Source organism: Mitsuaria sp. TWR114 (genome assembly GCF_007997345.1).
Genome location: NZ_VOSR01000522.1, coordinates 1 through 12,953, shown reverse-complemented (window position 1 = coordinate 12,953; position 12,953 = coordinate 1). Strand labels below are relative to the sequence as shown.

Annotated in this window: 10 protein-coding genes and 1 pseudogene; all 11 read left to right on the top strand. The window is 70.0% G+C overall.

Annotation, left to right across the window (positions count from 1 at the left end):
- Nucleotides 1-1,054 (top strand): ThiF family adenylyltransferase (locus FUT87_RS18375; protein WP_310735251.1); only part of this gene is annotated, 1,054 nt, incomplete at its 5' end.
- A 175-nt stretch (nucleotides 1,055-1,229) separates the two neighbouring features.
- Nucleotides 1,230-1,868: an XrtA/PEP-CTERM system exopolysaccharide export protein gene (locus FUT87_RS18370; RefSeq protein ID WP_147241959.1), complete on the top strand. Its 639-nt coding sequence runs from the start codon at nucleotides 1,230-1,232 to the stop codon at nucleotides 1,866-1,868.
- A 139-nt stretch (nucleotides 1,869-2,007) separates the two neighbouring features.
- The gene (locus FUT87_RS18365) at nucleotides 2,008-3,600 is read left to right on the top strand and encodes an XrtA system polysaccharide chain length determinant (protein ID WP_091732827.1); all 1,593 of its coding nucleotides are present in this window, start codon (nucleotides 2,008-2,010) and stop codon (nucleotides 3,598-3,600) included.
- Nucleotides 3,601-3,613: 13 nt separating this feature from the next.
- Nucleotides 3,614-4,591: an XrtA-associated tyrosine autokinase gene (locus tag FUT87_RS18360; protein WP_147241958.1), complete on the top strand. Its 978-nt coding sequence runs from the start codon at nucleotides 3,614-3,616 to the stop codon at nucleotides 4,589-4,591.
- 4 nt (nucleotides 4,592-4,595) lie between these two features.
- A complete protein-coding gene (locus FUT87_RS18355) occupies nucleotides 4,596-6,167 on the top strand; it encodes a TIGR03016 family PEP-CTERM system-associated outer membrane protein (protein ID WP_186830612.1) in 1,572 nt (523 codons plus the stop codon).
- Between the two features lie 13 nt (nucleotides 6,168-6,180).
- Nucleotides 6,181-7,269, top strand: coding sequence for an XrtA/PEP-CTERM system-associated ATPase (locus FUT87_RS18350; RefSeq protein ID WP_091732840.1), 1,089 nt, complete (start codon nucleotides 6,181-6,183; stop codon nucleotides 7,267-7,269).
- The gene (locus FUT87_RS18345; protein ID WP_147241956.1) at nucleotides 7,266-8,135 is read left to right on the top strand and encodes an XrtA system polysaccharide deacetylase; all 870 of its coding nucleotides are present in this window, start codon (nucleotides 7,266-7,268) and stop codon (nucleotides 8,133-8,135) included. Before FUT87_RS18350 ends, FUT87_RS18345 begins: the two co-directional genes overlap by 4 nt.
- A pseudogene (locus tag FUT87_RS18340) lies at nucleotides 8,132-9,261 on the top strand (FemAB family XrtA/PEP-CTERM system-associated protein). The gene FUT87_RS18345 and the pseudogene FUT87_RS18340 overlap by 4 nt, the downstream one beginning before the upstream one ends.
- A gap of 10 nt (nucleotides 9,262-9,271) precedes the next feature.
- Entirely contained in the window at nucleotides 9,272-10,507 is a 1,236-nt protein-coding gene (locus FUT87_RS18335; protein WP_091732851.1) for a TIGR03087 family PEP-CTERM/XrtA system glycosyltransferase, read from the top strand.
- 79 nt (nucleotides 10,508-10,586) lie between these two features.
- Nucleotides 10,587-12,197 (top strand): exosortase A, encoded by a 1,611-nt coding sequence (gene xrtA / locus FUT87_RS18330; protein ID WP_147241955.1) that lies wholly within the window; start codon nucleotides 10,587-10,589, stop codon nucleotides 12,195-12,197.
- Nucleotides 12,194-12,953: glycosyltransferase (locus tag FUT87_RS18325; RefSeq protein WP_255511905.1), on the top strand; the 760-nt coding region annotated here is incomplete at its 3' end. The genes xrtA and FUT87_RS18325, both read left to right, overlap by 4 nt.

The window sequence follows — 12,953 nt, the reverse complement described above, 5'->3', positions numbered from 1 at the left end:
CGAGGGGGTGTCGCGACGCGTGGGGCAGGGGTGTGGCCGAGGGCGATCGGCGCGGGCTCTCGTCCCGTTTTTCGGCCGATGGCCGTCAGGGCGGCAGGCGCATACTCGGCGGCAGCGTCCCGCAGACCGGTCCCGCGAGCCGGCGGACGCGATTCGAATACAGGGAGACCCCATGAGCCGCGACACCCCCTCCGGTTTTACTTTCGATTACGACCGCGCCTTCTCGCGCAATATCGGCTGGGTCACCCGGGATGAACAGCAGCGGCTGCGGCGCGCCCGCGTCGCGGTGGCCGGATTGGGTGGCGTCGGCGGCGCCCATGTACTGACCTTGTCGCGTCTGGGGATCGCCAATTTCAATATCGCCGACTTCGATGAATTCGACGTCCACAACATGAATCGGCAAGCCGCGGCCTTCATGTCGTCGATGGGCCGGCCCAAGATCGAGGTCGTCGCCGAAATGGCCCGCGACATCAATCCGGAAAGCGATATCCGCCTGTTCCGCGACGGCGTCACCGACGCCAACCTCGATGAATTCCTGAAGGATGTCGACGTGTATGTCGACAGCCTCGACTTCTTCGTGCTGGAGGTGCGCCGCAAGGTGTTTCGCCGCTGCCGCGAACTGGGCATTCCCGCGATGACCGCCGCTCCTCTGGGCATGGGCACCGCCTTCCTCTACTTCAGCCCCACCGGGATGAGTTTCGAGGACTATTTCCAGGTCGAGGGCGCGGCGCACGAGGAGCAATATGCGCGCTTCATCGCCGGGGTATCGCCGGCCATGCTCAGCCGGCAGTATCTGGTGGACCCCGAGGCGGTGAATTTCAAGGAACGGCGCGGCCCGTCGACCGGCATGGCCTGCGAGTTGTGCGCCGGCGTCATGGGCACGAATGTGCTGAAGCTGCTGCTGAATCGCGGTCCCTTGCGCGCGGCGCCCTGGGGCATGCATTTCGATGCCTATCGCGGCACGCTCAAGCACACCTGGCGGCCCGGCGGAAATTCCCATCCGCTGCAGCGCCTGCTGATCGCGCTGATCAAGCCGGTGCTCCGCGGGCGCTGAACCGGGGGTTTTCCCGGTCGATCCAGGAGGGATTCGAGGGCCCCCCGCAGGGGGATTCGGGGGGCTCCGCTAGCACGGAATTCCATCACGTCAGGAAGGGATCGCCCTCAGTCCAGGGGGTTCCACACCCGGGCGCGCTGAGGTGCAATCCGGGCAGCTTCCTGCAGGGGTGGACATGTTGAAGAACACTGGACTGAAGATCGCTTCCATCAAGGCGGCACAGACCGCGCTGCTGGCCATCGCCACGGTGCTGGCCGGCTGCTCGACCACCGGCAGCCTGCCGCCCGCGCCGGTGTCCGCCTCGCAGGCCGACTACAGCTACGTGGTCGGCGCCGGCGACAACCTCAACATCATCGTGTGGCGCAATCCGGAGCTGTCGCTGACCGTGCCCGTGCGTCCCGACGGCAAGATCGCCGCCCCGCTGATCGACGAGCTGCCGGTGCAGGGCAAGAACTCGGTCGAGATCGCCCGCGACATCGAGAAGCAGCTCGGCAAGTACGTGCGCGATCCGGTCGTCACCGTGATCGTCACCAGCTTCATCGGCCCGTACAGCGAGCAGATCCGCGTCGTGGGCGAGGCCGCCAAGCCGCAGTTCCTGCCCTACAAGCAGAAGATGACGCTGCTGGACGTGATGATCGCCGTCGGCGGCCTGACCGATTTCGCGGCCGGCAACTCCGCCACCATCCTGCGCACCGCCGAGGGCAACAAGCAGTACTCGGTGCGTCTGAAGGACCTGATCCGTCGCGGCGACGTCTCCGCCAACGTCGAGATGCGCCCGGGCGACATCCTGATCATTCCGCAGAGCTTCTTCTGACCGCCGCCCGGTCGGTCCGCGCGCCCGCGGCGCGACGGCCCGGTCCGGTCCCGGCCAGTCCCGCCCGTTTCCCGAAGTACCGGCCCGTTCCCGACCGGGCCTCGACCGGCGCCGACGCCGGCGCAACCGAGATCGCCGCATGGATTCCCTCATCGCGCAATTGATGGCCGTCTTCAAGCGGATGTGGCGCTACCGCTGGCCGGGGCTGATCGCCGCCTGGCTGGTGGGCATCGCCGCCGCCATCGTGGTGTTCGTCGTGCCCGACCGCTACGAGGCCAGCGCCCGCGTCTACGTGGACACCCAATCCATCCTCAAGCCGCTGATGTCCGGCATGGCCGTGCTGACCAACACCGAGCAGCAGGTCAACATGCTCAGCCGCACGCTGATCAGCCGCCCCAACGTCGAGAAGCTGGTCCGCATGGCCGACCTGGACCTCAAGGCCACCAGCAAGTCCGACCAGGAAGCGCTGATCGACCGGGTCACGCGCAACCTCTCGATCCAGACCGCCGGCAACTCGGCCAACAACCTGTACCTGCTGTCCTACCGCGACTCCTCGCCGGAGATCTCCAAGAAGGTCGTCGCCTCGCTGCTGTCGATCTTCATGGAGTCCAGCCTGGGCGCCAGCCGCAAGGACAGCACCACCGCCGCGGCCTTCCTGAACGAGCAGATCAAGACCTACGAGACCAAGCTCGAGGAGGCCGAAGCGCGGCGCAAGGAATTCCGGCTGCGCAACCTGCAGCTGACGCAGGCCGACGGCAAGGACGCCGCGTCGCGCCTGGCCGAGGCCAGCAACCAGCTCGAGGCCGCCCGGCTGCAGCTGCGCGAGGCGATGAACGCCCGCGACGCCGCCCGGCTGCAGATCGAGATGGAGCGCAAGCGCAGCCAGCCCGGCACCAGCCTGCAGAGCCTGATGCAGGAGAGCTCGCAGAAGTTCGCGACGCCCGAGCTGGACAACCGCATCGCCGAGCTCAAGCGCAGCCTGGACCAGCTGCAGCAGCGCTACACCGACCAGCATCCGGACATCGTCAACATCAAGCGCCAGATCCGCGACCTGGAAGAGCAGCGCAAGCGGGAAGTGGCCGACCTGCAGAAGGCCGCGCTGGCCAACCCGGTGCCCACCGGCGGCCCCAATGACAGCCTGGCCAACCAGGAGCTGGCCCGCATCCTGGCCGCCAAGGAGGTCGAGGTGGCGCAGATCCGCGCCCGCGTCGACGAATTCGGCGCGCGCTACGCCTCCGCGCAGGGCGCGATCAAGCTGGCGCCGCAGCTCGAGGCCGAGTTCGCCCAGCTCAACCGCGACTACGACATCATCAAGAAGAACTACCAGGAGATGGTGGAGCGCCGCGAATCGGCCTCGCTGTCGACCGACCTGGACAACACCTCGGGCGTCGCCGACTTCCGCATCATCGACCCGCCGCGCGCCTCGCCCAAGCCGGTGGCGCCGAACCGGCTGATGCTGCTGGCCGCCGGCATGGTGGTGGCGCTCGGCGCCGGCCTGGTCACCGCCTTCGCGGCCAGCCAGATCCGCCCGGTGTTCCACGACCTCAACGAACTGCGCCACCGACTGGAGCTGCCGATCCTGGGCGCCGTCTCGCGCCAGGAAACGCCGGAGGACCGGCGCCGCGTCAAGGTGGACCTGCTGCGCTTCGGCGTCGCGTCGGGCAGCCTGGTCAGCCTGTACGCCATGGGCCTGATCGGCATGGCCATCTGGATCAGCCGCCAGGCCGGGTGAGGGGAGTTTTCGCATGACGAGCCTGATCGAACAAGCCGCGCAGCGGCTCGAGCAACTCAAGCAGGCCGGCGTCGACGTCGGCCTGGCCACCGCGGCCGCGCCGGCGGTGACGCCGACACCAACCTCGGCGTCGGCCGCGCCCGCGACCGTGGTGCCGATCCCGGCCCCGGCGGTGATCCGATCGCCCGGCGACGTGAGTTCCAAGCGGGTCGAGCTCGACCTGGACGCGCTCGCGGCGCAGGGCTTCCTGACGCCGAACGCGCCGCGCACGGTGATGGCGGACCAGTACCGCAACATCAAGCGCCCGCTGATCCGCAACGCGATGAACAAGGGTGCCTCGACCCTCAATCACGCCAACCTGATCATGGTGACCAGCGCGCTGCCCGGCGAGGGCAAGAGCTTCACCTCCCTGAACCTGGCCATGTCGATCGCGGCCGAGTTCGACAACACCGTGATGCTGGTCGACGCCGACGTCGCCCGCCCGTCGATGCTGCGCATGCTGGGCCTGCCGCCCGGCCCCGGCCTGCTGGACGTGCTGGAGAAGGAGGCCGACATGGCCAGCGTCCTGCTCAAGACCAACGTCGACAAGCTGACGCTGCTGCCCAGCGGCCGCCCGCACTCGCGCGCCACCGAGCTGCTGGCCAGCGACGCGATGAGCGCGTTGCTGGACGACATGGCCAAGCGTTATCCGGACCGGATCATCATCTTCGACAGCCCGCCGCTGCTGCTGACCACCGAGTCGCGGGTGCTGGCCACGCACATGGGCCAGGTCGTCATCGTCGTGCAGGCCGAGCGCACGCCGCAGAGCGCGGTGCAGCAGGCCGTCGCGGCCATCGAGCACTGCCCGCTCAAGATGCTGCTGCTCAACCAGGCCAGCAACAAGCGCAGTAGCGGCTACGGCTATGGCTACGGCTACGGGTATGGCTACGGTTACGGCTATGGCCAGGCCGACGGCCAGGGCGACGCGCAACCCGGCGCGGACCGGGCCTGACACGATGACGCGGGCCTTCGACCTTCGCCGCCGGCCGCTGTCCCGGGTCGCCCTGGCCGCGCTGGGCCTGGTCGCCGCCGTGGCGCAGGCGCCCGCCGTCGCGCAGGAGGAGGCCGCGTCCGCCGGCGGATCGCGCAAGGGCATCGCGGTGATCCCGCGGATCAGCGTCTCGGAGACCTGGACCGACAACCTCGCGCTGTCGCCCGACAACTCGCGCGACCGCGCCTTCATCACCACCGTCTCGCCGGGGGTGACGATCGCCAGCAGCAGCGGCGCGATCCGCGGCAGCTTCGACTACACGCTCGACGGCATCGTCTACGCCAAGAGCGAGCGCGACAGCCGGCTCCAGAACCAGCTCAGCACCCGCTTCACCGCGGAGCTGGTGCAGACGGCGCTGTACGTCGACGTCACCGGCAACATCAGCCAGCAGGCGATCTCGGCCTTCGGCCAGCAGTCGCCCGACGGCACGCTGGACAGCCCCAACCGCACCGAGACCCGCATGCTGCAGGTCTCGCCGTACTGGCGCGGGCGGCTGGGCAGCGCCGCGACCTTCGAGCTGCGGGCCACCGGCCAGATGCGCGACTCCAGCGAGGGCGGTGCCGGCGCGGCCAGCGGCAGCGGCAACAGCAAGGAAGGCTCGCTGATGCTGAACCTGGCCGGCCCGGCCGGGCGCCAGCTCAACTGGGGGCTCAACGCCTCCACCAGCCGCATGCATTTCGAGCAGACCGGCATCGACTACCGCACCACCAGCGTGGTGGGCTCGTTGAACTGGGTGCCCGACATCGACTGGATGCTGGGCGTCACTGGCGGGCGCGAGCGCAGCGACTACTTCGGCCCGGAGACCACCTCGGTCTACGGCGCCAACCTGCGCTGGTCGCCGGGGCCGCGGACCAAGCTGGCCGCCGACTGGCAGCACCACAGCTACGGCAACAGCCACAACCTGAGCTTCGAGCACCGCATGTCGCAGCTCGCGCTGCGGGTCAACAGCAGCCAGAGCGTCAACACCGGCGAGACGCCGACGCAGGCCACCAACTACCAGCTGCTGGACCTGCAGTTCAGCGGCACCGAGCCGGACCCGGTCAAGCGCGACGCGCTGGTGCGCGCGCTGCTGGCGGCGCTGGGCCTGAGCCCGAACTCGTTCAGCGGCGCCGGTTTCCTGAGCAACACCGCGACGCTGCAGCGCCGCACCGACGTGTCGCTGATCTGGAGCGGCCCGCGGCTCACCACGACCTTCAGCGCCAACGACAACAACAGCCGGCGCATCAACACCGCCCCGACGGGCAGCGGCGACCTGGCCCTGACCGACCGGGTGCGCCAGCGCGGCGCGACGGTTTCGGTCGGCTACCGCCTCACCCCGCTGGCCAATGCCAACCTGAGCTACTCGCGGCAGAACTCCCGCGGCGACGGCGTCGGTGGCAACGACATGCGGTCGCTGACCGCCAACCTCACGCTCCGGCTGGGGCCGCGCAGCGATGCCGCCTTCGGCCTGCGCCAGACGAAGTTCGACGACACCAGCCTGTTCGCCAACAGCTATCAGGAACACGCGATCTACGCATCGCTGACCCAGCGCTTCTAAAGCAGTCACCGTCATGTACGAGGCCTTCTACGGGCTGGCCAGCAAGCCGTTCCAGCTCAGTCCCGACCCCAGCTTCTACTTCGGCAGCAAGCAGCATCGCCGCGCCAAGGCCTATCTGGACTACGGCGTGCTGCGCAGCGACGGCTTCATCGTCATCACTGGCGAGATCGGCGCCGGCAAGACGACGCTGGTGCGCGGGCTGCTCGACAGCCTGAACCGCAGCAACGTCGTCATCGGCAATGTCGTCACCACCCAGCTGGATGCCGAGGACACGCTGCGCCTGGTGGGCGCGGCCTTCGGCGTGCGGGTCAAGGACCTGCCCAAGAGCGAGCTGCTGATGGCGCTGGAGGCCTTCTTCGTCAGCGAGGCCAGCCGCGGCAAGCGCTGCCTGCTGATCGTCGACGAGGCGCAGAACCTCACCGCACGCGCGGTCGAGGAACTGCGCATGCTGTCCAACTTCCAGTTCGGCAACCAGTCGCTGGTGCAGACCTTCCTGGTCGGGCAGCCGGAGTTCCGCGCCATCCTGCAGCGGCCCGAGATGGAGCAGTTCCGCCAGCGCATCGCGGCGAGCTGCCACATCGGCCCGCTGGACGAGGAGGACACCCAGCGCTACATCGAGCACCGCCTCAAGTGCGCCGGCGCCGCCGGCAAGCCCAGCTTCGACGCCGACGCCTTCACCGCACTGCACCGTGCCAGTCACGGCATCCCGCGCCGCATCAACACGCTGTGCGACCGGCTGCTGCTGCTGGGCTTCATGCACGAGAACCCGCACCTCACCGCGGCCGATGTCGACGAGGTGGTCGAGGACCTGTCCAAGGAATCGGCCTCGGCGCCCGCGCCGGCGCTGCATGCCTCGGAACTCAACGGCCATGCGTCCGGCGCGGAACTGGCGGTCGACCTGGACCTGTCGCGGCTGCGCGCGCGGGTGGGGCAGGGCGGCATGAACGGCGAACTCGGCGCGCTGGCCGACGAACTCGCCGGCCTGGGCCTGGACGGCCAGGACGCGCGGCTGCAGCGCATCGAGGACAGCCTGATGCGACTGGAACGGATCAACCAGCAGACGCTGGCGCTGCTGCAGAAACTGGTGGGAGCGATGCGATGAGCCCGAACCGCACGGTGATCCGCAATGCGATGAGCATCGACGTCGAGGACTACTTCCAGGTCTCGGCCTTCGCGCCCTACATCGCGCGCGGCGACTGGGACGCGCGCGAATGCCGCGTCGAGCGCAACGTCCATCGCATCCTGGACCTGCTCGACGCGAAGGGCGTGAAAGCGACCTTCTTCACGCTGGGCTGGATCGCGCAGCGCTATCCGCAGCTGGTGCGCGAGATCGTCGCGCGCGGCCATGAACTCGCCAGCCACGGCTTCGGCCATGAGCGCGCCAGCGACCTGGACCACGCCTCCTTCCTGAAGGACGTCGGCGACGCGAAGGCGCTGCTCGAGGACCTGGGCGGTGTCGAGGTCAAGGGCTACCGCGCGCCGAGCTTCTCGATCGGCAAGGACAACCTCTGGGCCTTCGACGTGCTGCGCGACTGCGGCTACCGCTACAGCTCCAGCGTCTATCCGATCCAGCACGACCACTACGGCATGCCCGATGCGCCGCGCTTCGCCCACGAGGTGCGCCCCGGCCTGATCGAGGTGCCGGTGACCACGCTGCGCTTCCGGGGCAAGAACTACCCGAGCAGCGGCGGCGGCTGGTTCCGGCTGCTGCCCTACGGCGTCACCCGCTGGATGATCGAGCGCTTCAACCGCATCGAGGGCCGCAGCGCGGTCTTCTATTTCCATCCGTGGGAGATCGATCCGGCGCAGCCGCGCATCCCCGGCATCGACGCGAAGACGCGCTTCCGCCATTACGTCAACATCGACCGCACCGAGTCGCGCATCGCGCAGCTGCTCGGCGACTTCGCCTGGGCGCGGATGGACGAGCTCTTCCTGGCGCCGGCCGGCGCCGAGCGGCAGGCGGCATGAGCGCGGCAGCACCGGCCCTCCCGGACGTCGACACGCAGCGCGGCGCCCCGGCCTCCGCCCACGCATCCTCCGGAGCGGGCGCGGCGGCCCCACTGGAGGTCAAGCAGCTGCGCGTCGACGACGCCGCCACGGCGCGGCGCTGGGACGACTTCGTGCGCGGCTGCCCGTCCGCGACCTTCTTCCATCTCTCGGGCTGGCAGCGCGTCATCCAGCGCCAGTTCAAGCACCGCTGCTTCTTCTTCTACGTCGAGCGCGACGGGCGCATCGAAGGCGTGCTGCCGCTGGCCGAGGTCAAGAGCCGGCTGTTCGGCCATGCGCTGGTGAGCCTGCCCTTCGCCGTCTATGGCGGCGTGGCCGCCGAGACGCCCGAGGCGGCGACCACCTGGAGCAGATGGCGCAGCGCCTGTGCCAGACGCTGTCGCCCGATCACCTGGAGCTGCGCAACATCCAGCGCCGTCACCAGGACTGGCCGCACCAGGACCTGTACGTCACCTTCCGCAAGGAGATCCTCGAGGACGAGGAGGCCAACATGCTGGCCATCCCGCGCAAGCAGCGCGCGATGGTGCGCAAGGGCATCAAGAACGCGCTGAAGGCGGAGATCGACCGCGACGTGAAGCGCTTCTTCGCGCTGTACGCGGACAACGTCCATCGCCACGGCACGCCGGCGATGCCGCGGCGCTACTTCCAGGCGCTGCTGGACGAGTTCGGCGACGCGGCCGAGGTGCTGATCGTCACCGGCCCGCAGGGCGAGCCGCTGTCCGGCGTGCTGAGCTTCTACTTCCGTGACGAGGTGCTGCCGTACTACGCCGGCGACGCGGTCGCGGCGCGCGACCTGGCCGCCAACGACTTCAAGTACTGGGAGCTGATGCGCCGCGCCTGCGCGCGCGGGCTCAAGGTCTTCGACTACGGCCGCAGCAAGCAGGGCACCGGCAGCTACGCGTTCAAGAAGAACTGGGGCTTCGAGCCGACGCCGCTGAACTACGAGTACCGCCTCTACAAGCGCGACGCGGTGCCGCAGAACAACCCCAGCAATGCCAAGTACCAGCTGATGATCAAGGCCTGGCGCCGGCTGCCGATCGGCGTGGCCAACTGGCTCGGGCCGCACATCGTGCGCAGCCTCGGCTGAGGAGGGCGCCGTGGCCGACATCCTCTACCTGGTCCACCGCCTGCCGTATCCGCCCAACAAGGGCGACAAGCTGCGCTCGTACCACCTGCTCAAGCACCTGACCGCGCAGCACCGGGTGTGGCTGGGCACCTTCGTCGACGATGCCGAGGACTGGGCCCATGTGCCGGCGCTGCAAGCGCAGTGCGAGGAGGTCTTCGCCGCCGACCTGAACCCGCTGCTGGCGCGCGTGGCCAGCCTGCGCGGCCTGGCCACCGGCGAGGCGCTGAGCCTGCCCTACTACCGCCACCGCGCGATGCGCGACTGGATCGCGCAGCTCGCGCGGCGCCAGCGCTTCGACGCGGTCGTGGTGTTCTCGTCGACGATGGCGCAGTACGCCGAGCAGCTGCGCGAGATCGCGGGCCCGGTGCCGATGCTGATCGACTTCGTCGACGTGGACTCGGCCAAGTGGACCGACTACGCCAAGGCGCACCGCTGGCCGATGTCGTGGCTGTATCGCCGCGAGGGCCGCGAGCTGCTCGCCTACGAGCGCCGCGTCGCCGAGCAGGCGCGCTGCTCCTTCTTCGTCACCGAGGGCGAGAAGGCGCTGTTCCAGCGTCTGTCCGCCACCGGCGCGCCGATCGAGGCGCTGAGCAACGGCGTCGACAGCGGCTACTTCGCGCCGCTGCCGCAGCAGGCCAACCCCTTCGAGGCGGACGAGCTGCCGCTGGTCTTCACCGGCGCGATGGACTACTGGCCCAACGTCGACGCGGTGCAGTGGTTCACCGCCGAGGTGCTGCCGCAGCTGCGCCAGCGCTGGCCGACGCTGCGCTTCACCATCGTCGGGCGCGCGCCGACGCCGGCGGTGCTGGCGCTGGCCGGCGACGCGGTGCGTGTCACCGGCACGGTGCCGGACGTGCGGCCCTACCTGCAGCACGCGGCCGCGGTGGTGGCGCCGCTGCGGCTGGCGCGGGGCGTGCAGAACAAGATCCTGGAGGCGATGGCCGTCGGCCGGCCGGTGGTGGCGGCGCGCAGCTGCGTCGAGGCGCTGGGCGCCGATGGCGTGCTGGCCGGCCAGGACCTGCTCTCGGCCGACAGCGCCGCCGATTACCTCGAGCTGGTCCACGCGCTGCTGAGCGCACCCGCGCGCGCCCAAGCCATCGGCCAGCAGGCCCGCGAGCGGGTGCTGCGCCAGTTCAGCTGGCAGGCCCATCTGGCCAAGCTCGACGGCTACCTGCCGCGCGAGACGGCGCAGGGACAGGCGGCATGAGCGCAGCGCAGGGCCGTCCCAAGCAAGCTCGCGTCCCCTCGGGGGACCGACTGCGGCTGGCCGCGGGCGAGGGGCTCACATGAGCGCAACCACCCCGTCGGCGCTTGGCGAGCGGGGCATTCCCTCGGCGTGGCGTCGCCCACTCGCGGTGCTGGTCCTGCTGACCATCGCGCTGCTGCTGCTGTACCGCCACACTGCGCTGGGCATGGTCACCATCTGGTGGCGCTCCGGCACCTTCACCCATGCCTTCCTGGTGCCGCCGATCGCGCTGTGGCTGGCCTGGCGCCGGAGCGAAATGGTCGCGCCGCTGACGCCGCGGCCGGTGCCCTGGCTGGCGCTGCCGATCGCGCTGCTGGGCGCGATCTGGCTGTTCGCCGACTTCGCCGCGATCAACGCCGCCACCCAGTTCGCGCTGGTGGCCATGCTGGTGCTGCTGGTGCCGGCGGTGCTGGGCTGGCGCGTCGCGCGCGAGATGGCCTTCCCGCTGGGCTTCCTCTTCTTCTGCGTCCCGGTGGGCGAGTTCCTGCTGCCGCAGCTGATGGACTGGACGGCGAAGTTCACCGTCCTCGCGCTGCGGCTCAGCGGCCTGCCGGTCTACCAGGAAGGCCTGCAGTTCATCATCCCGAGCGGCCAGTGGTCCGTCGTCGAGGCCTGCTCCGGCGTGCGCTACCTGATCGCCTCGGCGATGGTGGGCACGCTCTACGCCTACCTCAGCTACCACTCGACGCGGCGTCGCCTGGGCTTCATCGCCTTCGCGCTGGCGCTGCCGCTGGTGGCGAACTGGGCCCGCGCCTACCTGATCGTCATGATCGGCCATCTGTCGGGCAACACCCTGGCGGTGGGCGTGGACCACCTGATCTACGGCTGGCTGTTCTTCGGCGTCGTGATGCTGGCGATGTTCCTGATCGGCGCGCGCTGGTCGCAGCCGGAGTTGCCGCTGGTCCCACCGGCCCGCGAGGCCGCCGCGCCCGCGACCCTGGCCAGGGGCTGGGGCGCGACCGTCGCCGTGCTGCTGGCCGTCGCACTGCCCGTGGCCGCGGGGGCCTGGCTGCGCCAGGGCCACTCGGCCCCGATCGACACGCTGCCCGCCGTGGCCGCGGCACCGGGCTGGCAGGCCCAGGTCGTGCCCTCGGACGCGTGGACGCCCGACTTCGAAGGCGCCAATGCCACGCGCCACCAGCAGTTCACCGGACCGGCGAACCAGCCGCGCGTGGGCCTGCACCTGCAGTATTTCCGCGACCAGGACTACGAACGCAAGCTGGTGAGCTCCAGCAACGCGGTCGTGTCGCCGGAGAACAAGCAGTGGGCCGTGACCGACCGCGGCACGGTGGACGTCGTGCCGGCCGGCGCGGACGGCCGCGCCGCCGCGGCGATCCCGCTGCTGAGCACGCAGGTGCGCGCGTCCTCGCTGGACGCGGTGACCGCGCCGCGGATGCTGATGTGGCATGTCTACTGGATCAATGGCCGTCCGATGACCAGCGCCTGGCGCGCGCGGGTCTGGGGCGCGCTGGAGCGGCTGCGCGGGCAGGGCGACGACGCCGCGCTGGTGCTGGTCTACACCGAGGCCGACGAGCAGGCGCCGCGCCGGCTCGAGGCCTTCCTGCGCCAGCACTGGGCCGCGATCGACGCCGAGCTGCGCCAGGTGCGCGATGCCGGCCAGCGCGGTGCGGCAACGGGAGCCGCGCGATGAGCGCCGGCATGAGCGTCGAGCGCGCGATGGCCGTGGCCGACGAGCGGCCGCTGGTGCTGCACGTGATGTACCGCTTCGACACCGGCGGTCTCGAGAACGGCGTGGTGAACCTGATCAACCACATGCCGGCGAAGGACTATCGGCACGCGATCGTCGCGCTGACCGAGGTCACCGATTTCCGCAAGCGCCTGCAGCGCGACGACGTCGAGTGCTATGCGCTGAACAAGCCGCCGGGGCAGGGCTTCTGGCTCTACCCGAAGCTGTACCGCTTGTTCCGCACGCTCAAGCCCGCGATCGTGCACAGCCGCAATCTGGCGGCGCTGGAGGTGCAGCTGCCGGCCTGGGCCGCGCGCGTGCCGGTGCGCATCCACGGCGAGCATGGCCGCGACGTCGGCGACCTGGACGGCCGCAACCGCGCCTACCAGCGCGTGCGCCGCTTCTACAAGCCCTTCGTCTCGCACTACATCGCGCTGTCGCGCGACCTGGGCGAGTACCTCACCGGCCCGGTCGGCGTGCCGCCGGCGCGCGTGAGCCAGTTCGTCAATGGCGTCGACACGCAGCGCTTCCAGCGTCAGCGAGCCGAGCCCATTCCCGGCTGCCCCTTCGATCCGGCCGTGCACTGGCTGATCGGCACCGTGGGCCGCATGGCGCCGGTCAAGGACCAGCTGATGCTGACGCGCGCCTTCATCGCAATGATCGGCGCGGCCCCGGAGCTGCGCGAGCGCGCGCGTCTGGTGCTGGTCGGCGACGGTCCGC